Annotated in this window: 23 protein-coding genes and 2 pseudogenes; 10 read left to right on the top strand and 15 right to left on the bottom strand. The window is 33.0% G+C overall.

The features are described from left to right. Positions 1 to 331: 331 nt before the first annotated feature. A complete protein-coding gene (locus tag CN601_RS26070) occupies positions 332 to 1,075 on the top strand; it encodes a YwaF family protein (protein WP_098172817.1) in 744 nt (247 codons plus the stop codon). A 127-nt stretch (positions 1,076 to 1,202) separates the two neighbouring features. Further along, positions 1,203 to 1,562, top strand: coding sequence for a YgzB family protein (locus CN601_RS26065; protein WP_098121511.1), 360 nt, complete (start codon positions 1,203 to 1,205; stop codon positions 1,560 to 1,562). A 40-nt stretch (positions 1,563 to 1,602) separates the two neighbouring features. Here CN601_RS26065 and CN601_RS26060 read toward each other — a convergent pair whose 3' ends face one another. The 7 genes and pseudogenes from CN601_RS26060 to CN601_RS26035 form a co-directional block, all read right to left on the bottom strand. After that, positions 1,603 to 2,040 carry a Fur family transcriptional regulator gene (locus CN601_RS26060; protein WP_098121512.1) on the bottom strand — a complete coding sequence of 146 codons (438 nt, stop codon included), beginning with the start codon at positions 2,038 to 2,040 and terminating at the stop codon, positions 1,603 to 1,605. A gap of 328 nt (positions 2,041 to 2,368) precedes the next feature. Next, positions 2,369 to 2,833, bottom strand: coding sequence for a thioredoxin-dependent thiol peroxidase (gene bcp, locus CN601_RS26055; RefSeq protein WP_098172816.1), 465 nt, complete (start codon positions 2,831 to 2,833; stop codon positions 2,369 to 2,371). A 22-nt stretch (positions 2,834 to 2,855) separates the two neighbouring features. Next, positions 2,856 to 3,263 (bottom strand): potassium channel family protein, encoded by a 408-nt coding sequence (locus CN601_RS26050; protein WP_098121514.1) that lies wholly within the window; start codon positions 3,261 to 3,263, stop codon positions 2,856 to 2,858. Between the two features lie 52 nt (positions 3,264 to 3,315). Beyond that, positions 3,316 to 4,101: an ABC transporter permease gene (locus tag CN601_RS26045; protein WP_098121515.1), complete on the bottom strand. Its 786-nt coding sequence runs from the start codon at positions 4,099 to 4,101 to the stop codon at positions 3,316 to 3,318. A gap of 3 nt (positions 4,102 to 4,104) precedes the next feature. Continuing rightward, on the bottom strand, positions 4,105 to 4,896 hold the full coding sequence (locus CN601_RS26040; protein ID WP_098121516.1) for an ABC transporter permease: 792 nt from the start codon (positions 4,894 to 4,896) through the stop codon (positions 4,105 to 4,107). After that, positions 4,889 to 5,026, bottom strand: a pseudogene (locus tag CN601_RS28225) (daunorubicin ABC transporter ATP-binding protein); the annotation flags it as partial. The pseudogene CN601_RS28225 and the gene CN601_RS26040, both read right to left, overlap by 8 nt. 86 nt (positions 5,027 to 5,112) lie before the next feature. Next, positions 5,113 to 5,902 (bottom strand): annotated as a pseudogene (locus CN601_RS26035) (ABC transporter ATP-binding protein); the annotation flags it as partial. A gap of 270 nt (positions 5,903 to 6,172) precedes the next feature. Here CN601_RS26035 and CN601_RS26030 point away from each other — a divergent pair. The 3 genes from CN601_RS26030 to CN601_RS26020 all read left to right on the top strand — a co-directional run bounded on the left by CN601_RS26030 (position 6,173) and on the right by CN601_RS26020 (position 13,385). Continuing rightward, positions 6,173 to 7,474: a glutamate-1-semialdehyde 2,1-aminomutase gene (locus CN601_RS26030; protein ID WP_098172814.1), complete on the top strand. Its 1,302-nt coding sequence runs from the start codon at positions 6,173 to 6,175 to the stop codon at positions 7,472 to 7,474. Positions 7,475 to 7,569: 95 nt separating this feature from the next. Further along, positions 7,570 to 11,961, top strand: a complete 4,392-nt coding sequence (locus CN601_RS26025; RefSeq protein WP_098172813.1) for a glutamate synthase-related protein — start codon at positions 7,570 to 7,572, stop codon at positions 11,959 to 11,961. Between the two features lie 326 nt (positions 11,962 to 12,287). Further along, positions 12,288 to 13,385: an FUSC family protein gene (locus CN601_RS26020; RefSeq protein ID WP_098121520.1), complete on the top strand. Its 1,098-nt coding sequence runs from the start codon at positions 12,288 to 12,290 to the stop codon at positions 13,383 to 13,385. Positions 13,386 to 13,512: 127 nt separating this feature from the next. On the opposite strand, the gene CN601_RS26015 is transcribed toward CN601_RS26020, so the two are convergent. From CN601_RS26015 to CN601_RS26000, 4 genes are all read right to left on the bottom strand, one after another. Further along, a complete protein-coding gene (locus CN601_RS26015) occupies positions 13,513 to 15,267 on the bottom strand; it encodes an ABC transporter ATP-binding protein (RefSeq protein ID WP_098172812.1) in 1,755 nt (584 codons plus the stop codon). Positions 15,268 to 15,366: 99 nt separating this feature from the next. Continuing rightward, positions 15,367 to 15,897 carry a nucleoside tri-diphosphate phosphatase gene (gene ntdP / locus CN601_RS26010; protein ID WP_098121522.1) on the bottom strand — a complete coding sequence of 177 codons (531 nt, stop codon included), beginning with the start codon at positions 15,895 to 15,897 and terminating at the stop codon, positions 15,367 to 15,369. A gap of 131 nt (positions 15,898 to 16,028) precedes the next feature. After that, the gene (locus tag CN601_RS26005) at positions 16,029 to 16,286 is read right to left on the bottom strand and encodes a YgaB family protein (RefSeq protein ID WP_098121523.1); all 258 of its coding nucleotides are present in this window, start codon (positions 16,284 to 16,286) and stop codon (positions 16,029 to 16,031) included. 313 nt (positions 16,287 to 16,599) lie between these two features. Further along, on the bottom strand, positions 16,600 to 16,800 hold the full coding sequence (locus CN601_RS26000; protein ID WP_098121524.1) for a gamma-type small acid-soluble spore protein: 201 nt from the start codon (positions 16,798 to 16,800) through the stop codon (positions 16,600 to 16,602). 132 nt (positions 16,801 to 16,932) lie between these two features. Here CN601_RS26000 and CN601_RS25995 point away from each other — a divergent pair, with 132 nt between their 5' ends. Next, a complete protein-coding gene (locus CN601_RS25995) occupies positions 16,933 to 17,157 on the top strand; it encodes a hypothetical protein (RefSeq protein ID WP_098121525.1) in 225 nt (74 codons plus the stop codon). A 97-nt stretch (positions 17,158 to 17,254) separates the two neighbouring features. Here the strand turns inward: CN601_RS25995 and mutY are convergent, their stop codons facing one another. Beyond that, a complete protein-coding gene (mutY, locus tag CN601_RS25990) occupies positions 17,255 to 18,352 on the bottom strand; it encodes an A/G-specific adenine glycosylase (RefSeq protein ID WP_098172811.1) in 1,098 nt (365 codons plus the stop codon). An 86-nt stretch (positions 18,353 to 18,438) separates the two neighbouring features. On the opposite strand from mutY, the gene CN601_RS25985 reads away from it, so the two are divergent. Further along, positions 18,439 to 19,410 carry a metal-dependent hydrolase gene (locus CN601_RS25985; RefSeq protein ID WP_098121527.1) on the top strand — a complete coding sequence of 324 codons (972 nt, stop codon included), beginning with the start codon at positions 18,439 to 18,441 and terminating at the stop codon, positions 19,408 to 19,410. Between the two features lie 125 nt (positions 19,411 to 19,535). Here CN601_RS25985 and CN601_RS25980 read toward each other — a convergent pair whose 3' ends face one another. Next, positions 19,536 to 19,814, bottom strand: coding sequence for a YfhJ family protein (locus tag CN601_RS25980; protein WP_098121528.1), 279 nt, complete (start codon positions 19,812 to 19,814; stop codon positions 19,536 to 19,538). 109 nt (positions 19,815 to 19,923) lie between these two features. Here CN601_RS25980 and sspK point away from each other — a divergent pair, with 109 nt between their 5' ends. Further along, a complete protein-coding gene (sspK, locus tag CN601_RS25975; protein ID WP_098121529.1) occupies positions 19,924 to 20,082 on the top strand; it encodes a small acid-soluble spore protein K in 159 nt (52 codons plus the stop codon). Between the two features lie 88 nt (positions 20,083 to 20,170). Here the strand turns inward: sspK and CN601_RS25970 are convergent, their stop codons facing one another. Continuing rightward, a complete protein-coding gene (locus tag CN601_RS25970; protein ID WP_098121530.1) occupies positions 20,171 to 20,497 on the bottom strand; it encodes a YfhH family protein in 327 nt (108 codons plus the stop codon). 249 nt (positions 20,498 to 20,746) lie between these two features. Then, positions 20,747 to 21,562, bottom strand: a complete 816-nt coding sequence (gene recX, locus CN601_RS25965; protein WP_098172810.1) for a recombination regulator RecX — start codon at positions 21,560 to 21,562, stop codon at positions 20,747 to 20,749. A gap of 79 nt (positions 21,563 to 21,641) precedes the next feature. Between recX and CN601_RS25960 the strand changes: the two genes are divergently transcribed. After that, the gene (locus tag CN601_RS25960) at positions 21,642 to 22,538 is read left to right on the top strand and encodes a TIGR01777 family oxidoreductase (RefSeq protein WP_098121532.1); all 897 of its coding nucleotides are present in this window, start codon (positions 21,642 to 21,644) and stop codon (positions 22,536 to 22,538) included. 20 nt (positions 22,539 to 22,558) lie between these two features. Next, entirely contained in the window at positions 22,559 to 23,689 is a 1,131-nt protein-coding gene (locus CN601_RS25955) for an amidohydrolase (RefSeq protein ID WP_098121533.1), read from the top strand. Positions 23,690 to 23,925: the final 236 nt, after the last annotated feature.

Here is a 23,925-nt window from a genome sequence, read left to right as displayed (position 1 = left end):
AAAGTTCAAACCGTCGCGTCATTAGCGACTTTTTCATCTTAACATTCTCATAAGAGCCTGTCAACATTTTTTAAAATCTTTTCTTTCGTTGCCGTTATCTCTCGGCGACATGTATTAATATAACATCGATATTTACCATCGTCAACACTTTTTAAACGTTTTTTTCAAAAAAAGTTAAACTTTATCTCATAAGAACGTATAGTACAGATTTTTATTCTTTATACTTTAATCTAAATAAGCAGAATACAATCTAATAAGTAGAACTTGAATCCATTTAAATGTAACTAAATATGCAGTAATATCTATGTCCTTTTAAAGAGAGGTGTAATTATTGAATGGTTTCGTATTATTTTCAAAGCAACATATTATTACTTTATTAATCATTCTCTTACTTCTTATCTCCTTGTATTACTTCAAACATTTGATCAAGAAAAAGAAAAAAGTAGATTTATTCATTCGTACTCTGTTAATCATTTCAATGCTTTTAGTCGAGTTTCTTCTATATGGATGGCTTATTAAAACGAACCAGTGGGATTGGGGAGATTCATTACCTCTACAACTTTGCGGAATTAGTATGTATTTATGTTGTTATACACTCATTACAAAAAATTATAAAGTATATGAAATCATTTACTTTTGGGGGTTAGCTGGAGCTATCCAATCTGTGCTTACACCGGATATAAAGTATGCTTTTCCTCATTTTAAATATATACAATTCTTCATTACTCATGGGGGAATCATTTTATCGATCTGTTACATGACATTTATTTTTGGATATACACCAACATTCCGTTCATTGTTAAAGTCCTTTCTATATTTAATAATACTAGCAATACCAATTTACTTACTAGATTATTTCATAAAAGGAAACTACTTATTTTTAAGAGCAAAACCACCTGGAGCAAACTTGCTAAACTTTTTTAGACCATGGCCATATTACTTAATCGTTCTAGGCCTGTTACTGATCCCCTATTTTTTAATTCTATATAGCCCGATTCATCTTATAAAACATAAGAAGAAAAAACAATCACAATTCAACTCATCTAATAAAATAAATCCAATTGAATCTCCATAAAGATAGAACAAATTCAATAAAGTCCATCTTAATAACAATCCATTAAATAAGTTCGTATGGTTTTCCATGTTAGCACTAACATTTCCAATCCCATTTATGCTATATTACAAAGAGTGGGGTGGACAAAGTGGCAAAAAAGAAAAGTAGTAAAATTAATAATATAAGAACGTTTGCACTTTCATTATTATTTATTGGCTTCATCATTATGTACGGTGGTGTATTTTTCAGAGAGCATAAAATTGTTATGACGATTTTTATGCTTGTAGGGTTTTTAGCGATTATCGGAAGTACTGTTGTTTACTTTTGGATCGGAATGCTTTCTACAAAAACGATTCAGGTTGTCTGTCCGAATTGTAGCAAAACGACTAAAATGCTTGGAAAAGTTGACATCTGTATGTATTGCAATGAGCCCCTTACATTAGATCCTTCATTAGAAGGTAAAGAATTTAATGAAAAATATAATAGCAAACGAAATGCTAAGCAATAGCATAGTAAATAAAGCACATTACATTATGTAATGTGCTTTATTATGATAATGTTTTTTCTTTACATTTAGGACAAATACCGTATACTTCCATTCTATGATTAGTTACTTCAAATCCCGTTTCCTTCTCAACATAAAGATTGATTCCTTCTAATCCATCATAATGAAAATCATTCATTTCACCACATTTTTGGCAAATGATATGATAATGATCAGTTGTTATATAATCAAAACGACTAGAAGAATCACCGAAGTTCAATTCTTTAACCATTCCTACTTCACGTAATACTCTGAGATTATTGTAAACCGTTGCTACACTCATATTTGGAAATTTTCCCTCAAGTGCTTTATAGATTTCGTCAGCAGTTGGATGTGTTCCACTTCCGATTAAATATTCTATAATCGCATGTCTCTGAGGTGTAATACGTACGCCGCTATTCTTTAAATGTAAAATTGCATCTTGAATATTTTCCTTATGCAACGCCGCTCTCCCCGTTTCTATAAATTAGTTCCAAATTTACTTACTTATTATTAGTTTATTCAACTGCTAGAATATTTGTCAACTTTTTGAGAATTTATAAAAAAAATTAGACACTACTTGTTTTCCCATCATGTAAACAAAAAAAATGTGCGAGAATTAACTCGCACTTCAAAATGCTATCATCTGAGGAGGTATGCCCTATACTTCAATATATTCTCGAAAGCATGATAGGTATAGACGAAAAGCTCGATTATTTTATATAAAACGTTTCTTTCTCAAAAAAAAACTCGCGTAGTCAAGTTCTTTCATCAATTTAGTTTGTACAATTTTACGAATGATTGATTACACTATATACATCTTCAACATGGTTTTTTACTCTAACCTTTTGCCACACATTTTCGATACAACCTTCTTCATCAATTAAAAATGTTGTCCGTTCAATCCCCATATATTCCTTACCAAAATTATTTTTCAACTTCCATACATCAAATAACTTCGCAACTTCAGTAGTTTCGTCTGAAAGTAATAAAAATGGTAACTGATACTTTTCAATAAATTTTTCATGTCTTTTTACAAGGTCTGGACTGATTCCTAAAATGACAGTACCACTATTCATAAACTTTTCATATGAGTCTCTAAAATCACAAGCTTCCGTAGTACATCCCGGTGTCATATCTTTTGGGTAAAAATAAAGAACTACTTTCTTACCTTTAAAGTCTGATAGTGATACATCTTCCCCATTACTAGCTGGTAATGTAAAATCTGGTGCTTTAACTCCAATTTCAACAGTCATAACAATCTCCTTAAAAAAAATATTAACGTTCATCTTTAAATACTTGTAAAACAAAAGCCGCTGGCATCGTATAGCCGATCAGTGCCTCCATCATAGCAACCCATCTTCCGATCCCTACTGGTACAATATCCCCATACCCTACGGATAAAAGTGTAATCGCGCTAAAATATAAGCATAACCCCATTATATGGTAATTAGTCCCTTCAATAGGAATAGAATGCTCAATTAAAATCGGACGCTGTCCATGTTCTAATATAAAATAGACTGCACTAAAGCCTATAAGTACCGTTCCATATATTAAAAATAAAATAATATAATTATTAACTGAAATAAGACCTTTACTTACTTTTTTAGTTGAAGTATTCCATAAATATACTAGACTATACAAGATTGCAAAGATTGCTATAAAAAAGAAAAAAGCAGTTCCCATTCCAATCACCTCATTTCAATTTATGAAACAAGCTATTGAAATAGAATACTGCTTAGTTCCCAGCACCTTTATATTTTTTTACTCCTTGATTCCAAATCACCACAGATATTACAAAAACAACTAACCCCATAACTGGTGTTAAAAATGAATAGACATACCATTCGCTTCTACGTAGAAAATATGCAGCCGGGTAAACACCAACGAATGCAAATGGCAAAATCCAAGTTAATACAAAACGAATAATTGGATGATATATATTAATAGGATATCGACCATAGTTTCCTATATTATACATTAACGGCATTATGGATGTTCTAGCATCTGACCAAAATCCAATACTAGCTAAAGCGATAAAAATACCAGCGTAAACAAACATCCCACCAAAAGCCATTAATAAAAATAAGAATGGGTCATACCAAGTGATCGTTAAACCTAATTTAACACCAGCATAAATCATAATAATTAGTCCAGTTATCGCACCTAGTAATGATTCAAGCTCCATTTTTTCTAATATAACCTGAAAAAGACTATGAATAGGTCGAGTTAAAATACGATCAAACTCACCTTTAACAATATAACGATCATTAAAATCCCATATATTAAAAAATGAACCAAATAAAGCAAATGGAACTAAAAAGAATCCATAAATGAATACAATTTCGTCTCGGTTCCACCCTTCAATAAGTGAAGTGTGATTGAAAACTAATAATATAAAAATTAAATTAACAGCTTGAGACATTAAATCTGATAAAAATGATAAGAAGAAATTTGCTCTATAATGAAACTTAGTTTTTAAATATTGACCAGAATATTGAAGAAATATATTAATATAAAACATTCCTTAACCTCCCTGTATAACAAGATGCTTTTTAGCTTTATACCATATAAGTGTAATTGGAATACACAAAATGATAATCCAAGTAATTTGGAATAAAAGTCCTCTTAAAATCAATTCACCTTTAATTCCTTCAGCAAAAATCATACTAGGAATATAGCTAATCCCTTGAAAAGGTAAGTACTTCATTATACTTTGAGACCAAGCTGGAAAGAATGTTATCGGAATCGTTAAACCTGAAAACAAATCAATGATGACACGCTTTGCTTGAATAAAGCCCATATTATTTTGAAGAAAGAATGCCATTAGTCCAGTTAATAAATTCAATTGTGTATTGATTGCAAAACTGAAAACTGAAGCTAGTAAAAATAATCCTAAAGTAGATAAATTAAATGAAACATCTAATCGGAAAATTAATGCTACTAATATAAACCCTGGAATTGAAAAGAAAAAGAATCTAAAAATACCCTCACCTAATCCTTGCATCACTTTCGTAAGCAAATAATTATAAGGTCTTATAAGTTCAATAGCTACTTTACCTTCTACAATTTCTTCTGCAATTTCACGATCTAGATTATTAAAATAAAAAGCCCTTGCCATCCAAGCGATTGCAACATAAGTAGTCATCTGGTTTACAGAAACCCCTTGGATTGAACCTTGATGACCATATATAGCTTTCCATAAAAAATAATAAGCACCTATATTAATAGTATAAATTACAATTCCTGTGTAATAATTTGTACGATAGGCTAACATCATTAAAAAACGAATACGAATAATTTCAATATACTTACCCATTACTAATCCCCTCTTGATAAATGTTTCGAATGATTTCTTCAGTAGAAATTTCTAACATCTTCATATCTTTAACGGGATTTGTTTGAACAACTTTTGCAATGATCATCGAAATAAGCGTTTCATCGTTTGGTAATGTAACGCTCCAAATATTTTCTCCTTCTTCTTGCTTCCATTTCACATCAGTTCGTCCAATTAATTCGTTTAACATACCAAGATTTACAGGTTTAATAAACTGGAATTGTATTTCTTTCTCTTCTCCCCATTGGCCTTTTAACTGTTCGAGTTTCCCATCATAAATGATTTTTCCTTCATCTAACATAACTACTCGATCACATAGTGCCTCAATATCAGAAATATCGTGTGTGGTTAAAAGAATTGTTGTACCATATTTTTGATTTAACTCTTTTAAAAACTCGCGGATTTTTAATTTTACTAAAACGTCTAAACCGATTGTAGGCTCATCTAAAAATACTAAAGGTGGGTTATGAATTAATGCCGCAGCTAATTCACATCTCATTCTTTGACCTAAAGATAACTTTCTAACTGGTTGATCCAATAATGGCTCGATATCTAAAGTCTTAATGATGTAACCCATATGCTCTTCATATTGTTTATCTGGTATTTGATAAACTTTTTTTAGTAATCGAAATGATTCTTGTACAGCAATATCCCACCATAACTGAGATCTTTGACCAAATACAACGCCGATCGATTTAACAAAACGCTCTCGATCTTTTTGAGGGTGAAATCCATTAACGGTTAAATCACCAGAAGTAGGCGTTAAGATTCCAGTCAACATTTTAATCGTAGTTGACTTTCCTGCTCCATTCTCCCCAATATAGGCCATCATTTCACCTTTTTTTACAGAAAAACTTATATTATTAACTGCTGTCTTAGTTTTATAGTTTCTTGTAAACAAGTCTCTAAATGCACCTTTTACACCAGAGCGACTTAAAAAAGTTTTAAATTCTTTGTGTAAGTTTTGTACTTCAATCATGTTCTCCATACGTATTCCTCCATTTTTTATTCCGTCGCTTAGTGTATTTTAAATATGGACTAAGTACAATAAAAAAGTACTGAAAAATAATTTCCAATTTTTCGGTCTTTTTTTAAGAAAAATATAGATTCTACAAAATGTTCAAATTTCTTTCAAAGTTGGAAAGGCTTACATTTACCACGCACTAAAATTTCGTGCTAGAATGTAATTTAACCACATAAATAATGTAAAGATGCCGGTTAAAATCTTTCATTTTTTATCATTAATGGGAGGTACTCCATGAATAATCAAAAGTCAATTGAAATACATAATGAAGCTTTAGAACATATCGTTGGAGGCGTAAACAGTCCTTCAAGATCGTTTAAAGCAGTAGGTGGCGGAGCTCCTGTCACAATGAAACGCGCAAAAGGCGCATATTTTTGGGATGTTGATGGCAACCAATATATAGATTATTTAGCAGCATACGGTCCTATTATTACGGGTCATGCTCATCCTCATATTACAGCTGCGATTACAAACGCAGCAGAAAATGGTGTCCTTTACGGTGCACCGCATGAGCTTGAAGTACAATTTGCGAAAATGCTAAAAGAAGCAATCCCTAGTATGGATAAAGTCAGATTTACAAATTCAGGTACAGAGTCCGTTATGACTACTATCCGTGTAGCAAGAGCTTACACTGGTAAAACTAAAATCGTTAAATTTGCTGGATGCTATCACGGTCATTCAGATTTAGTACTTGTTGCCGCTGGTTCAGGTCCATCTACTCTTGGTACCCCGGATTCTGCTGGTGTTCCACAAAGTATTGCCAACGAAGTAATTACTGTTCCATTTAACGACATTGAAGCATATGCAGAGACAATGGAAAAATGGGGTCATGAAGTAGCTGGTGTACTTGTTGAACCAATCGTCGGTAACTTTGGAATCGTTGAACCAAAAGAAGGTTTCCTAGAAGCAGTGAATGAAATAACGCACAATCATGGTGCATTAGTCATTTATGATGAAGTAATTACTGCCTTTAGATTTATGTATGGTGGAGCGCAAAACCTATTAGGAGTTGAGCCAGATTTAACAGCTCTTGGAAAAATCATAGGTGGTGGTTTACCGATTGGAGCTTATGGTGGCAAGAAAGAAATTATGGAAACAGTTGCTCCTCTAGGTCCTGCTTATCAAGCTGGAACGATGGCTGGTAACCCTGCATCAATCGCAGCTGGTATTGCATGTCTTGAAGTATTGAAACAAGAAGGTGTCTATGAAGAGTTAGACCGCTTAGGTACAATTCTTGAAAAAGGTATTCAAGAAAAAGCTGATGAGCACAACATCCATATTAAGATCAACCGTTTAAAAGGTGCCTTAACTGTTTATTTCGGTATAGACGAAGTAACGAATTATGAAGAAGCAAAAAAAGCTAATAGCGAAGTATTCGGTAGATTTTTTAAACTTCTATTAGAAGAAGGTATTAACTTAGCACCTTCAAAATATGAAGCTTGGTTCTTAACTACAGCTCATACTGAACAAGATGTTCTCCAAACAATTAATGCGGTTGGGAACGCATTCCAAAAATTAGCTACGATTAAACAATGATCTATCCGAGGTCACTCCAACTATTGAAGTGGCCTCTATTTATACATCATTAATTCTGAATAATCAATTTTTAATTATATATAGGAGGTAGTTAAATGAAATTTCAAACAAAAACAGAATGGTCACCAGGGTTATTTAGAGATTATTACAATAGTGAACATGATGCATGTGGAATCGTTGCTTTCATCAATCGTTCCATTACTCAAACAAGAGAAACAGTCGATATCGCTGCTGAAAGTCTTCGAAAGATGAATCACCGAGCGGGATTTACAAACGGTGAAGGTGATGGTGTAGGAATTCAAACTGACATCCCTACTTTGCTTTGGCAAGAAAAACTGACATCTGTTGGTATTAGTCCAGAGATCGTTTCACACCCTTCTTTTACAGTAGGACATTTCTTTTTTGATGAAAAATCAGAAGTACAAACTTTGCTTCAAATTTTTGAAGAAAACGGTTATGAAACTTTATTCCATAGTTCTAACCAAACCTGCACATTGGCACTTGGTCCAATTGCTCAAGCAGCAGAACCTGAATTTTTACAAGTAGCATTACTTCCAATTAAAAATCACCAAAGCACATCTCTCTTTGATTTAACAAATATTATTAGCAATAAATCAAATGTAACTGTTGTTTCGCTAAGTCAATCTACTTGCGTATATAAAGTAATGGGAACAATCGACACTTTATTATCATACTATTCTGACTTGCAGCACCCTAATTTTCAATCATCTGTTGTTGTAGGTCATAACCGCTACTCAACAAACACTTCATCTTCGTTTTCAAGAGTTCAACCATTTAGCTTATTAGCACATAACGGAGAAATTAATACGATTGAACAATTGAGGATTGAAGCAAAGCAAATTGGAGCCAATATACAAAATGGTAATAGTGATTCACAAGATGTAAATATTACGTTAGAAACATTAATTCATAAATATCATTACACTTTGAAAGAAGCAATGGAATTATTATTCCCACCAGTACCTGCAGAATTTGAATTAGATCAAGAAGTAAACTCAATTTACAATACAATTCGAAGTACATTCGGTCCTTATTGCCAAGGTCCTGCAGGTGTATTAACAAGAGAAGGAAATGAATTTGTCGCAAGTGTTGACGCTTTAGGGCTACGTCCTGTATGGCAACTTGAAACAAATGATTATTATGTATTTTCATCAGAACAAGGTATCCTTTCTCCAGAATTATTTATCTCGGAGCCGCACGCACTTTCACCTGGAGAAAAAATAGGTATTAATTTACTAAAAGATCGCGCTCAACTTTTAACGCACCGTGAATTAACACATTTTGTCACAACGAAATTAAGTGACAAATTAGCTATGAATCTAGCAAATAAAGAAGCAAATTCAACTGATTATGTAGAACACTCACCTCCTTCTATTCATCCGTTTGAATATGGTGCATTCGGATGGCAAAAGGAACAAATCCAACTAGTTGAACAAATGGCAGAAAAAGGTGCTGAACCTATTCGTTCATTAGGTCATGATGCTCCACTAGCTTGTTTAGATGATGCTAGAAAAAATCTATCAGACTATATGAAGGAAACAGTTGCAGTTGTAACGAACCCAGCCATCGATCGTGATCGTGAAACAGAGCACTTCTCTATTTCTGTTCTTTTAGGAAAAAGACCATCCATTTCAAAGAAAGAATCTGGAATTGTTCTTCAACTCCCTTCTCCAATATTAGGTGATGGTTTTGTAGGAAGTACTCTAAAAGCAAATCGTGAACAAATTACGTATGAAGAAATCATCAATCTATATCAATTAGAAAATAAACTATATACAATTCAAAGCACATTTTCTAACTTACCTTTAGAGGAAACATTATCTGGGTACAAATACGAAGCAATTGAAGCTGTGAGAAATGGTGCAGAATGTATTGTTATTACAGATGACGAAGCACACAAAAATAATCAATATTGGATTGATCCGGCACTTATTACAGCGATCATCCATAATGGTCTTGTGAATGCAAAATTAAGAAGAAGCTGTTCAATTATTTTAAAAACAGCTGCAGTTCGTAATCTTCACGATTTTATGGTAATGAAAGGTTTAGGTGCAGATGCAATTAATCCTCATTTCCTTTTTGGGACAATATCAGAATTGGAAACTCCAGACAAAATCGTAAAACTATATGATGTTTTAAATAAAGGCATCGAAAAAGTTATTTCAACAATCGGTATGCATGAACTACGAGGCTATGCAAAAATGTTTAGTAGTATCGGTTTACAAGAAGATATCGCTTCGTCTTTAGGTGTAATCAATTTCTTCGGAGATCAATCAGTTTCTGGATTCCAATTAATCGAAACAGATTCAAAAAAACGATATGAAGATTACAATGCAGGTAATGCAACGATGCCAAAGTCATTCCATGTATTCCCTCGAATTTGGAAGGCTATTGGAGAAACGGCACAAACTGGTAGCTATGAAACATATCGTCAAAAATTAAATCAAATTGAAGAAGACCGTCCAACTACAGTACGACATGCGCTTTCATTAGTTGAAAGTAGTAAACCAATTGCTTCAGGCCAAGTCTCATTAGAAATTGGTACTCACTCATTACCATTTATTATTAGTTCAATGTCATTTGGATCTCAAAATGAAGTTGCTTTTAGAGCATATGCTGAAGGTGCAAATCGACTAAACATGATTAGCTTAAATGGTGAAGGTGGAGAAATCCAAGATATGATTGGAAAATATCCAAATACCCGTGGACAACAAATCGCTTCGGGCCGATTCGGGGTTAATGCGAATTTACTCCACTCTTCAAATTTAATTGAAATTAAAATCGGTCAAGGTGCAAAACCAGGTGAAGGTGGTCACTTACCTGCTTCAAAGGTAACACAAAAAATTGCAGAAACTAGAAACGCAACGTTAGGATCAGATTTAATTTCACCTTCAAATAATCATGATATTTATTCAATTGAAGATCTAGCTCAGATGATTAGTGAAATTAAAGCAGTTAATCCTAATGCAAAAGTAGCTGTAAAAGTACCTGTTGTACCTAACATTGGTACAATTGCAGTCGGTATTGCAAAAGCTGGTGCAAACTTTATTAATATTAGTGGCTTTGATGGCGGAACTGGTGCTGCTCGTGTTCATGCTATTCAAAATGTAGGTTTACCAGTAGAAATTGGCGTACGTGCAGCCCACAATGCATTATTAGAATCTGGTTTACGTAATTCTGTTGAGATTTGGGCAGATGGTGGAATGAAAAGTGTAAATGATGTAGTGAAAATGATGATTCTAGGTGCAAACCGTATTGGTTTTGGAACTTTATCAATGATTGCAATCGGTTGTACTACTTGTCGTGGTTGTCATTTAGATACTTGCCATGTTGGGATCGCAACACAAATTGACTCTGAAATCGAAGCGATGCGTCACGGCTTACGAAAATTCACACCTAGACAACTTGAAACAGCTGTAACCAATTTAGTACAATTCTTCACTGCATTCAAAAACGAATTGCAAGCGATTGTTGGTTCTTTAGGAATTAAAAATGCTCAAGATCTTGTTGGTAAAACGAAATACTTAAAACAAACAAGATTTTTAGATACTTTAAGTTTATCTAATTTATTATCAACTAATAAAATCGAGGAAAAAGAATACATCCTTTCTAACGGTGAATCTGCTAAAGTACTTCAAAGTAATGATGTTGGAGTTTATGCTAAGGTTGATAATGAATATCGTCACGCGGGTAGTTTGCTAATCCATGACTTAGTAGTAGAAAAACAAACAAAAGGCGCAGCTTTACCTGTAGAGCTAAGTTTCGAGGATCAGTCTATCCCAGGAAATGGTCTAGGAACTTATACAGTAGAAGGTTATTCTGTATTCGTCCAAGGTGGAGCTCAAGACGGAGTAGCAAAAACAGCGTTTGGCGGAACAATTTTTATTAGTAAAGCTTTAGGTGCCAACGGTCAATACTTTGGGGGTTCAGTCGGAAAATGCTTTGCATATGGAGCACAAAAAGGACAATTCTTTATCCAAGGTAATGCTGATTCTCGAGCAGGTATTCGTTTATCAGGTGCCGATGTTGTAATTGGTGGTCATAATCACTCTAGTCAACCTACTTCTCAAAAAACGCGATTAGGTGCAAAAGCAAATATAAACGGCTTTGCATTTGAATACATGACTGGCGGTCGAGCAGTAGTTCTAGGTGACCCAGGACCATGGATGTGTGCAGGTATGACGGGCGGAGTAATTTATGTTAGAAACTCTCCTGAATTAGGACTTACAAAAGAAGCTTACCAAAATCGAATCGCAAAAGGTGCAAGTGTTAATATTGTACCTGTAGATGCAACTGGTAAAAAAGATTTAAATGAATTACTTGTGAAATATAAATCACTTCTAATTCAACATAATCAAAATGAAGAAGCCCTATTTGTACAAAGTTTATTAGAAAATATTGACCTTAACTTCATACAAATTAAACCTAAAAAAGAACAAGCGGATCCATCTGTTTCAACAGAATGATTTTATTAAAAGAAGCGAAAAATTTCGCTTCTTTTTTATTTACTCTTTACGAATTTATCTCCAATAGTAAGAATAAAGCCCTTTCAATTTTAAATTCGAAATCTTTTAATTTAACTAATAATTTAATCTTTTTCTCCCTTCATATATTTAACAAAATTTCTTGAAAAATTGTATTGATAATGCGTGTAGTTCATTGTATAGTTACAGGATGTTACATGAGTAAAAAAATGAAAATCGTATTGAACTTTATGTAATAAATAGTAGTTTAATAATCATATAGAATTGAAAACAAGCATTAAGCTAGTCAAACAAAAAGGAGTAAAACAATGAGATTAGGAGCGCGTGTTCTAAAAACTGGTATAGCAATTACGCTCGCCATTTATAGCGCGATGTTTTTTGATTTATCTACAGCTTCAATTGCAGGTATCTCAGCTATTTCGGCATTAAAATCGTCAGTAAACCAATCATATAAATCGTTAGTTGAGCAACTTCAAGCTAACTTGATTGGTGCATTCCTGGCAATAATTGCGGTGATTACTCTAGGGAATAATCCAGTCATTATAGGAATTACATGTATTCTCGTGATTATCATTACATTAAAATTAAAACTTGAAAATACAATCGCTACAACATTAGTTACCGTAGTTGTAATTATGGAGGTTAGTACTAGTACTGAACACTTTGCCATTTTTACTTTTGATCGTATTATGGCAGTATTGATTGGTGTATTTGCAGCATCTTTCGTAAATATTTTCTTAATGCCTCCAAATTATGAAAAAAAATTATCTCGTTGCATGATTTCTGCTACTGAGCAAACCAATAAATTAATGATGATGGCTTTACACAAAACTGTTAGCCATAATGGATTAAGAGATGAAATTTACCAGTTAAGAGAAATCATGAGAAATGTGACGAGAATATATCGTCTATATAAAGAAGATCGAATTATTATTATTGGACGAAAGAAAAAAGAACATGAGAAAGCTCGTAAAATCGTATTGTTTAGACAAATGCTTGTCACAGCCGATAACGCATTTGATACTCTAAAAGCTCTAAACCGATTGGAGTATGAAATAAATACCTCACCGAAAGAGTTCCAAGAATTAATTAAAAATGAACTAACATGCCTAATGCAGTTTCATGAGCATGCAATAATGAAATTACTCGGCAAAGTAAACTTTGATCAAACCGCTCCACTTCATAGAGAAGAAAATATATTAAAAGACAAATTAACAAAGGCATTCTTGGATCACCATGATTTAAATGATGAAGAAAAACAAAAAACATGGTTACATCTATTCCAAGTTGTTTCTGCCATTTTAGAATATAGTGAAAATGTTGAACATTTAAATACACTTGTCGATAGCCACCAAACGTACCACAAGGAATATCAAGTACAAGTTGAACAAATAGAGACAATGTAAAATAACTAAAAACAAAAGCCTCCGATTCTACGGAGGCTTTTTTGTTTATTCTGTAAGTATTTTCTCTAGTTTCTTATCCATTTATACTTTAATCCACTCTTATAAATACCTCAAAAACAGTCCTGTTCTACACTGAACTTATCTCTAAATTTTGAATTTCAAATAAATGATAATAAGCATCTTTTTTAGCTATTAATTCTTCGTGCGAACCAATTTCGACTATTTGACCTTGATCAATATAAACAATTTTGTCTACATGCGTAATAGTAGATAGTCTATGGGCTATAAAAATGGTTGTACGATTTTTTGCCAATTCATTAATAGCATCTTGAATATACTTTTCATTTTCTAAATCTAGCGCTGAAGTTGCTTCATCGAATATTAGGATTGAAGGATTTCTTAAAAATACACGGGCAATTGCTACACGTTGTTTTTGACCACCTGAAAGTTTTACCCCTCTTTCTCCAACAAGCGTTTCATATCCACTTGGTAAACTCATTATAAAATCATGTGCATTGGCAGCTTTAGCGGCTGCAATAATTTCTTCTTCACTAGCATTTGGATTTCCATAATGAATATTCGCTTTAACTGTATCACTAAATAGAAAATTATCTTGTAAAACAATACCGATTTTTTCACGCATACTTTTTAAATCATAATCTTTTATGTCAACACCATCAATTTCAATGTTTCCTTTTGTTACGTCATAAAAACGCGGTATGAGACTAACTAACGATGACTTTCCTCCACCACTCGAACCGACCAATGCAATCTTTTGACCAGGTTCAATTTTGAAAGATACATCTTGAATAACTTCATCGTCATCCGCATTGTATTGAAAAGATACATTATTAAAATGAATTTTACCTTCTAATGTTTTTGCATAAACTGGATTTTCACGATTAACAATATCATATTTTTCATCCATTAATTCGAAAACACGATCCATCGATGCAAACGACTGGGTTAAAGTAGTTGATGAATTAGCTAATCTTCTTAATGGATCATATAATCGATCAATATAACCAACAAATGCAACCATTTCACCGAGTGTTAAATGACCATGAATGACTTGATATGCAGAAAATCCAATAATTAATAAAGGTCCAATATCAGTTAAAGTATTAATGATAGTAAAAGTACTCGCATTCCAGCTTGTATGTTTTAAAGCGCGATCTAAAAACTCACCATTTTTTTCTTTAAATAATCCACTTTCATAATCTTCAAGTGCAAAGCTTCGTGTTACTTGCATTCCTTGAATTCTCTCTGTTAAAAATCCTTGAAGTACAGCTAAAGCTTGAGACCTTTGGCGAGTTAAAAAGCGGAGTCTACCGAAAAAGTATTTAACTGCAATTGTATAAAATGGCAATACGACTAGCGATACAAGCGTTAACTTTACATCCATTGTTAACATGATCGTGACTGTAATTAAGATTGTAATTAAATCTAACCATACGTTCATTAATCCAGTAATAACAAAATCTTTAGTAGACTCAACATCATTTACTACTCGTGAAATGATTTCGCCAGTCTTTGCATTCGCATAATATCTTAAACTAAGTTTTTGAAGATGTTTGAATAAATAATCCCTTATATCAAATAAAACACGACTACCAATATATTGGGCATAGTATTGTCTAACATACTCAATTGGCGGTCGTACGATAACAAAAATTCCAAACGCAAACATCATGATATAAATAAGATGTGAAGTCTTTGTTGCGATTGGTATATGAGAATTAATAATGTTATCTACTACATATTTTAATAAAAACGGTAAAATCAACGGGATCCCAAATTTAACGATACCGATTGCAATCGTTAAAAATATATGGAATCGATACGGTTTAACAAATTTTAAATAACGTCTAATACTTCCCATATTTCCATCCTTTCTTATCATTCAAAAAGAAACTGTTGAGCAATTATCTTTTTGAGATGATTGAATCTCAAAAAACTAAGTCCGCTCAACAGTTTCAGGTTAATCACGATACATTAAGAATCGCTCATACCAATTATCAATAAAATCGGTAGCAAACGGCCCTTTTCGTTGATGAATTAATTCCTTTAAATAACCTAAGTTTTTCTTTAAAATTGGGTCAATAATAGGAGGATAATTCATTAATTGTCGATGATTTTCATATTCATCTTCATCTAACAGCACGTAAGTCATGTCTGGAAAAACTTTAATATCAAGATCATAATCAATATATTTAATGGCACCGTCTTCATAGACGAAAGGTGAGCTTATATTGCAGTAATAGTAAACTCCATCTTCTCTAATCATTCCGATAACATTAAACCAATAATCCATATCAAAGTAACAAATTGCTGGCTCTCGTGTAACCCATGTTCTACCGTCCGATTCAGTTACAAGCGTGCGATCATTTGCGCCAATTACTAACTGCTGCGTCCCTTTTAAAATGGTTGTCTCTTCCCATATACGATGAATATGTCCATTATGTTTATAACTATGTATCTGTATCTTTTCTCCCGGCTTGGGAACGTTCATGGCTTCTCCCTTCTTTCTAGTGTGGACGCATTTCAACACTTTATTTATACTTTACACTTCTATTATAACTAGTTCTTATCCATTTTTAAACAAAAGGGCGTTCAATTTGGTAATATGGCCCAAATTTTTTTTTATTTTAACGCAATTTTTCTCTCATCTGAGAAAGATTTAATAATTTGTTGGGTTTGTATTAAGAAAGTGTCTTGGATAGCTTTTAATTCAGTTCGCATTATATGTATCTCATCTTGGATAGAAGACAGTTTTGACAAATCTTCTAATTCAAATAGTTGGTTTTCAATTTCTTGACAGCGTTCAATTTCTTCTTGAATCTTTATTAATTGATCCATTGTTTCAAGTTGACGACTTACCAATTCATCGAATACTTGCATACTATTCACCATCCTTATTTCATTAATACACTATTTCTTGAAAACTAACGTAATCCCTTTGACTACATTTGGCGATATTTGACTTTTGGAAAGAAAATACTCATTCTGTAAAAAGTATGTGGATTTCTAATGAAGGTTTAAATTATGAAAAAGAGCACCCTTTTATAAGGATGCTCTTTTCGAACGTTCTTTATAACAACTAGACTGCATGATCTCACATCAGACAGGAAGATGATATGGAAATTAAGCTTCAATAGCTTATTACCGTTTCATCAACAGCGCACCTCTAGTATTTCAATTTCTTTTAAAATGCTTATTGTTGGTTTTGTTGTCCAAAGTTTTTAGAAGCAGATTTTTGTGCAGATTTTGCATTTGCTTCTCTTACAGCTTGAACATCAGTTTCACTTGAAAACTCTTGTCCAAAACTTTGGTTTTGTTGTTGTACTTTTCCAATGTTAGTTCCAGATGCTGTTTTTCCAGCATTGAATTGATTGTTGTTGTTGTTGTTGTTCATGATTTATCACCTCCACGAATAATATGATGTCCATTAGTCGGGGGAATATGTAAAAAAATTTAACTTAATTATTTTTGTTTAATGAACCGTTCGAGTGGAAAACTAAGAGAATAAATTATGAGGAGGCTTTTTATGTACGTAGGAAGAGATCTCACAGAATTATCAATGACTCCAAAAACTGAGTGGAAAGATAGTGAGTTGGAATATTATCATCATTCTTTTCAACAAATCACAGGTTATTTAAATATTGAAGGTAGCACAATACAAAAAGAAATTATAAAAGAAATTGAATCTCGAGGTGGTTTGCATCGAAACGAAGCAGACTGGACAAGTGGAACTCGCCCTACTATTGATTAAACTGATTTAACTAAGTATATTATAGTCTGTTTTAAAAAAATCCCAACAATTGTGTTGGGATTTTTTTAAGGTGTTGTAACGATTAAATGCCTAAAATTCAAACAAGCTTTTCAATCTGTTGATAAATTTTTTGATGAACGACTGGAAAAGGCAGTTCTTTACACTCGTCTAACGTAACCCATTTCTGATTACTCGCTAAATTCCCCTCATTTATTGCTTCGCCAACATATACATCCATTTTCCATACAAGATGTGAGAACACATGCTCAATATTAAATTGGTATGATAACCCTTCTACTTCTAACTGAACCTCTTGATTTAAGAAAAAACTAAGTGTGTCACTTTTGGATAATATCGTTGATTGTAATTCTGCAGTTGGAAACTCCCACATATTAGCAAGTAACCCACTAGAAGGTCTTTGCTGAATTAAATATTGATTGTTTTTATTTTTAATCACTCCGACCGCTAGATTAACTGGTTTCGGGGCTTTCTTTTTACTTTTGATTGGAAGCTCAGAAACAACTCCAGTTTCGAAAGCTAAACATTGTTCCCTGACTGGACATAGTAAACAGGCCGGGTTTGTTGGTGTACAAATTAATGCACCTAACTCCATTAATCCTTGATTAAATGAAGATGGATCCTCATGACTAATTAGTGATCTAACGGCTTGTTCAAAAATCTTTCTGTTTTTCGGGACAGCAATATCCTCCCAAATTGTTAATATTCTAGAAAAAACCCTCATTACATTACCATCTACAGCTGGCTCTGGTTTACCATATGCAATACTTAGGATTGCACCCGCAGTATATGGTCCCACACCTTTTAACTTACTGATTAATTCTGGAGAATCTGGTACTTTACCTGAATACTCTTCATGGACTTCACGGACAGCTGATTGTAAATTCCTAGCTCTAGAATAATATCCTAGTCCTTCCCATGCTTTTAGTACTTTTTCTTCCTCGGCATTAGCTAAATCGGCAATTGTGGGGAAGTTCTGCATAAAATTGTTATAAAAAGGAATTACTGTATCTACACGCGTTTGCTGTAGCATTATTTCTGAAACCCATACTCGATATGGGTCTTTATTCTTTCTCCAAGGTAAATCTCTTTGTTCGGCTAAAAACCAATTAACTAAATTATTTTTAAAGTCATTTTTTGGGAAAGCTTCTAATATCTTATTTAAATCTTCATTCATAACATATACCTTTCTATAACATCTATATATTTTTGTTAGTAGTTAATACTATAAGAATTAAAAGGGTAAATAAAGGGAGGAACTAAATGGATACTGGCACTCATCTTGTAATGGGATTTACACTTGGCGGATTAGCAACCCTGAGTCCAATCGTCCTACATGACCCACATTTGGCAAACTCATTCTTATTAACAACCATCATCGGTTCACAATTACCAGATAGTGACACGATCTTAAAATTAAGAAATAACGCTAAATACTTAAAACATCATCGTGGAATTACACATTCAATTCCCGCAGTCATTTTATGGACGCTATCGCTTTCCACCATTATGACACTATTTAATAATAGAGAACACTTTGGACTCTATTTATTTTGGTCTTTTCTAGCTGTTGGCGTACATGTTTTTGTAGATTTATTTAATGCGTACGGAACACAAGCTCTAAGGCCATTTTCAAAACGTTGGATTGCTTTTGGAATCATAAACACTTTCGACCCAATAATTTTTGCAATTCATTTAGTAGGCGTGCCATTTGTTATATTCCATTTTAGAGCTGGTCCAATTTGTGTCATGCTCTATATTATCATGGTTCTTTACTATGCATTTAGATATCGACAAAAACAAATCGTGATTCAAACAGTAACTAAGAAATTGCCAGATGCAAAACGTGTCTATGTTTCACCTTCTATAAAATACACTCATTATCATATTGTAGCAAGTACAGATTCTCATCATTACGTAGGAAAAATTAAGAAAAGAATCTTTAAAATTCACGATGTTTTTAAGAGAATCCCATTACCAGTAATCGAAGACGTGAAAGCAGCCTTTAAAGACGATAATGTTAAATCCTTTCTCGCATTTTCACCTGTTTACATTTGGGAATTAATTGGATATGACGACCATAAGGAACTTAGACTAATCGACTTAAGATACCGAACAGAAACATACTATCCCTTCGTTGCCGTAGTTAAATTCGACTACGAACATAATATAATCAGTTCATTCACCGGTTGGATTTTTAGTGAAAAGAAATTACAAAAAAAATTAAAAGCTTAAATCCTAAAAAAAGAAAGAAAACTGACCGATTGGCGAGCTTTTAAAAATGGAAACTACATCGATGTTTCTTATCGTTGCCAATTTATAAGTATGAAAAAAAATAACCCTTAACTAAGGGTTATTTTTTAATGAAGAAGATTGTCCTTTTCTTCAGTTACTAAAATTTGTAATCCTGGTGGCTTTGCAATTTTAATATCCGTTTCGTGCAAATACTTTCCATATTGAAAAATAAATTGTTGAACAACTTTTTTTGACATTTGTTCTCCATGATATTCTCCAGCCTTAGCATAAGTTGCTTCAAAATCTTCCCAAAGCCATTCCACCCAAATTTTTGCTTGCGAGTATGTTAATTGGCTATTTTCTTTTAGTAGTAGTTCAGTTAACTGCTCTAAATATTTCTCCATAAATTACACCTTCCAATTTTTAAACATTATTTATAATCATATCTGAATCTAAAATGGTCATCATATTGATGATGGTTCATCCCATCATTTATCACTAGGGGGTATTGAAATGACAACAAAAAGCGAACGTTTTTCAGCTCAAAAGCATGATACGAAAATTGACGGATCAATCGACTATAAATCAAAAAATGCTTCAAAACGTCCTAACGGTCAAATAAATACAAGTCCACAAAGAAGAATGGCTAAAAGTGATCCTAGTAATGATTAATTTTTAGAAATGAAAGCCAGGAATAGATCGTTCCTGGTTTTTTATCTTTAATAAACACAATCTTTCTCTTTTCGTTTGATTGAAAGCTTTAGTTCGTTTCAATTTTTTTTAATAATGCAATAGGAATTCCTATTTCTTCTTCACTTGTACTTTTATGACCCCAAGCAAAAACTCCATTCATATATGTTATCATGAATAAAACACCAGGTTCTTCGCTCAATTCATATTGCATACCAGGAATAAATTGACTTGCGTCTAATAAGTATGATTGAGCCATCGTTTTTTTACGGAGTATCACTTCAAGTTCATTGATCATATCCATTTGTTCTGCTTTTCTAGCTTGGTGATTCAAATTGCTAATTTCTTGAACTAATTCATCTTTTGTTAAGTCACTATATCGTTTTGGAATTTGCATTTTATTAAGTCTCCTCTAAAATCATCATCGATAAGTTTATTATATCAAGCTAATAACATACAACCAATTAAATTAGTTTAAGACTATTGTCAAGCGCTCGCTTTCTTCGTTGCTTCGCCTGTCTGCAGTGCTCATTACCGTCTAGGTAGCTCCGCTTCTAAACAGACTTCACACCTCGAAAGACAAACACTCGCAATTAGTCTGAAATCAATTGTTTTAAACTTTATCTACATATATCAACTAATTAAATTAAGTTTCATCCTCTTCTAAAATTAAAATTGCTTTTTCAATTAAATCAATTGGAAAGCCTTTTCGATATAATGTTGTTTTCATTTTTTGTTTGTATTCCCAATCACTTAATTGTTCATATTTCCTTTTCGCTTTTCTAGCATGGATTAACAGTGCTTCTAATTCGTCATCCGCTTCACTTTCGTACTGTGTTTCTTCAATTGCGATCGAAGAGATGTTCGTTGAATAACCCTTTCTTCTTAGCAATTCTTCAAGCTTTGCCTTTTTTTGATTTGTTGAATACTTAGAAAGCGAAGAAACTTTTTTTTGACAAAGTGAAATGGCATGTTCAATTTGTGTTTCTTTTGAAAATAAGGTTAAGCTTTCTTCAATGATTGACTTAGGAATCCCCTTTTCCACTAGTGCATTCTTAATAATGGTTGGCCCTTTTAAGGTCGTATTGATTGAAGTACTAACATAACTATTAGCATACTTTTCTTCATTAATATATCCTTCTTCTACAAGTCGAATGATCGTTGTTTGGATTGTTTCGATCAAGAATTCCTGCTTAGCTAAGTATTGCTCAATCTCTTTTTTAGTTCTCATCATTCTGGATAAATAAACAATACTTGAGAGATATGCTTTTCTTAATTGATCAGCATTTAGTACCTCTTCTATTTCATACGGCTCAAAAGACTGCCCTTTTTGTATATTAAATTTAACGATAGTATCGGCGTCTACACTAAATGCGTATTCTTCACCTTTACCATTATCAACATAAATATTAAAACGTTCTTTATTTAATTTTTGAACTTGAATTTTCGTAATAATAGACATAATTTACCTCGAAAGAAATTTTGTTTTACTATACACATAAAAATAATAATATCATATTATGAATTAAGGAGATGCGTGGATGAAGATTCTTCTTACAGGCGGTACTGGGTTTATTGGATCTCAATTAATAAATGAATTTATTCGAAGTGAATATCAATGTTATATCGTCACGAGAAATATAAGAACATCAACTAATCCATTTATTACTTATATTAATTGGGATCAATTAACCTCGAATTCTTTTAGGGAATCAATTGACATAGTCATTAACTTAGCTGGTGAATCAATCAACAGCGGTAGATGGTCTCAAAGCTTAAAAGAAACAATTCTACAAAGTCGTTTACAATCTACAAATGAACTGATTGCATGGTTTGAAAGACAAGCCCATCGACCAAACCTTTTTATTAATGCTAGCGCAATAGGGTATTACGGAACTTCAACATCATTAACTTTTAATGAGCATGACAAGCCTATTTCAAATGATTTTTTAGCATCAACAGTATTGGAATGGGAAAACGTTGCCAAAAAAGCAGAAGAATTGGGGATTCGGACTATTCTTGCTAGATTTGGCCTTGTACTTGGATTAAGCGGTGGAGCACTACAAAAGATGATATTGCCATATAAGTATTTTATTGGTGGTCCGATTGGAAAAGGTACTCAATGGATTTCTTGGATTCATGAGAAAGATGTTGTTGGACTCATCATGCATTTAATAAAAAATAATGACATTCATGGACCGATTAATTTTGTGTCACCTAGTCCAGTCACAATGAATGAGTTTAGTACACTCTTATCATCTTCAATGCATCGACCAAACAAAATAAAAGTCCCAGGTTTTGCCCTTCGATTACTACTAGGTGAAATGAGTATGCTAGTTTTAGAAGGTCAAAAAGTTATGCCTTCTAAAGCTATACAAACTAATTATAACTTTCAATTTCCATCTTTAAAAGAAGCTTTACAGTTTACATTAAAATAGTATTTTTGAAAGGATTTATCATGAATCTATTATTTAAGAATGCAACAATTTTCCCCGTTACTTCTCAAGTTTTATATAATCATGATCTATTAATTGAAAATGGGAAAATTAAAGAAATTGCACCAGATATTTTTTCTATGGAAGATCAAACGATCGTTATTGAATGTGCCGGAAAACCACTTTTTCCTGGTTTTATTGATGTGCACACTCATTTAGGACTTTATGACGAAGGAACTGGTTGGGCCGGAAATGACGCAAATGAAACAATTGAAGTATTGACTCCGCATATTCGTTCAATGGATGGAATATTGCCACTTGATGTTGCCTTTAATGATGCTATTACGCATGGAATTACGACAGCTCATATCATGCCTGGAAGTGGGAACGTAATTGGAGGAACTACTTGTACAATTAAAACATATGGTAAAAGTATCGATGAGATGATTATACAAGAGCCATCTGGATTGAAAATTGCTTTTGGAGAAAATCCAAAAAGGACTCATAGTAACGGGAACAAAGAATCGATTACTAGAATGGGAATTATGGGCATGCTCCGAGAGGCATTTTATGAAGCAAAAAATTCACACAACCCTGATGATTTTCGAATTATACCAATTATTAAAGCATTGAATAGAGAAATTCCAGTAAGAATTCATGCTCACCGTGCGGATGATATATTATCAGCAATACGTTTTGGTGAAGAATTTAATTTAGATATCCGAATTGAACATTGTACGGAAGGTCATTTAATTATTGACCAACTAAAGGATCGAAACCTTCAAGTATCTGTTGGTCCTACACTAACTAGACGTTCAAAAATCGAATTAAAAAATAAATCCTGGACTACATACAAAGCTCTTACTGATATTGGTGTAAGTGTTTCAATTACAACTGATCACCCATACACTCCAATTCAGTATTTAAATGTATGTGCAGCTATAGCAGTTCGTGAAGGTTTACCTGAACTCGAAGCATTAAAAGCAATCACGATAAATCCGGCAAAAAATCTTAATCTATCTCACAGAATTGGTAGCTTAGAATTAGGTAAAGATGGTGATGTCGTGCTATGGTCCCACCATCCGTTTCATTATATGGCTAAGCCATTAATCACTGTCATAGATGGTAGAATTGTGTATAAAAATATCGAATAATTTTACTTTTCAATTTGTAAAAAATCGTTTATTATAGTAGAGTAAGACTTTATGCGGTAAATTAAATAGATAGTGTAAAAACACTATTCTTATATAGTATTTTAACGGGAAAGGCAAATGGTGAGCCACCAGTAAATCGCTGGTCCTAGTGGGTTCGATTCCCACCCCGAAATTTTAGGGTGCATTAAAAAATTATTCACAATTTATTCATAGTAATGCACTTCACAGGACTTCAA

The sequence above is a fragment of the Bacillus sp. AFS017336 genome (assembly GCF_002555445.1).
GTDB lineage: Bacteria > Bacillota > Bacilli > Bacillales > Bacillaceae_G > Gottfriedia.
The sequence above is the reverse complement of the archived record's forward strand: the minus strand, read 5'-3'. Positions and strand labels throughout refer to the sequence as shown.

Excerpts from the sequence above, each read along its gene's own strand:
- CN601_RS25960 (WP_098121532.1), top strand. The coding sequence starts at position 21,642 with ATGAAGATTCTTCTTACAGGCGGTACTGGGTTTATTGGATCTCAATTA.
- CN601_RS25995 (WP_098121525.1), top strand. The coding sequence starts at position 16,933 with ATGTACGTAGGAAGAGATCTCACAGAATTATCAATGACTCCAAAAACT.
- ntdP (WP_098121522.1), bottom strand. The coding sequence starts at position 15,897 with ATGAACGTTCCCAAGCCGGGAGAAAAGATACAGATACATAGTTATAAA.
- CN601_RS26050 (WP_098121514.1), bottom strand. The coding sequence starts at position 3,263 with ATGGGAACTGCTTTTTTCTTTTTTATAGCAATCTTTGCAATCTTGTAT.
- recX (WP_098172810.1), bottom strand. The coding sequence starts at position 21,562 with ATGTCTATTATTACGAAAATTCAAGTTCAAAAATTAAATAAAGAACGT.
- CN601_RS26025 (WP_098172813.1), top strand. The coding sequence starts at position 7,570 with ATGAAATTTCAAACAAAAACAGAATGGTCACCAGGGTTATTTAGAGAT.
- CN601_RS26020 (WP_098121520.1), top strand. The coding sequence starts at position 12,288 with ATGAGATTAGGAGCGCGTGTTCTAAAAACTGGTATAGCAATTACGCTC.
- CN601_RS26030 (WP_098172814.1), top strand. The coding sequence starts at position 6,173 with ATGAATAATCAAAAGTCAATTGAAATACATAATGAAGCTTTAGAACAT.
- CN601_RS25980 (WP_098121528.1), bottom strand. The coding sequence starts at position 19,814 with ATGGAGAAATATTTAGAGCAGTTAACTGAACTACTACTAAAAGAAAAT.
- mutY (WP_098172811.1), bottom strand. The coding sequence starts at position 18,352 with ATGAATGAAGATTTAAATAAGATATTAGAAGCTTTCCCAAAAAATGAC.
- CN601_RS25955 (WP_098121533.1), top strand. The coding sequence starts at position 22,559 with ATGAATCTATTATTTAAGAATGCAACAATTTTCCCCGTTACTTCTCAA.
- CN601_RS25970 (WP_098121530.1), bottom strand. The coding sequence starts at position 20,497 with ATGCAAATTCCAAAACGATATAGTGACTTAACAAAAGATGAATTAGTT.
- CN601_RS26015 (WP_098172812.1), bottom strand. The coding sequence starts at position 15,267 with ATGGGAAGTATTAGACGTTATTTAAAATTTGTTAAACCGTATCGATTC.
- CN601_RS26040 (WP_098121516.1), bottom strand. The coding sequence starts at position 4,896 with ATGGGTAAGTATATTGAAATTATTCGTATTCGTTTTTTAATGATGTTA.
- CN601_RS26045 (WP_098121515.1), bottom strand. The coding sequence starts at position 4,101 with ATGTTTTATATTAATATATTTCTTCAATATTCTGGTCAATATTTAAAA.
- bcp (WP_098172816.1), bottom strand. The coding sequence starts at position 2,833 with ATGACTGTTGAAATTGGAGTTAAAGCACCAGATTTTACATTACCAGCT.
- CN601_RS26000 (WP_098121524.1), bottom strand. The coding sequence starts at position 16,800 with ATGAACAACAACAACAACAACAATCAATTCAATGCTGGAAAAACAGCA.
- CN601_RS26005 (WP_098121523.1), bottom strand. The coding sequence starts at position 16,286 with ATGCAAGTATTCGATGAATTGGTAAGTCGTCAACTTGAAACAATGGAT.
- sspK (WP_098121529.1), top strand. The coding sequence starts at position 19,924 with ATGACAACAAAAAGCGAACGTTTTTCAGCTCAAAAGCATGATACGAAA.
- CN601_RS25985 (WP_098121527.1), top strand. The coding sequence starts at position 18,439 with ATGGATACTGGCACTCATCTTGTAATGGGATTTACACTTGGCGGATTA.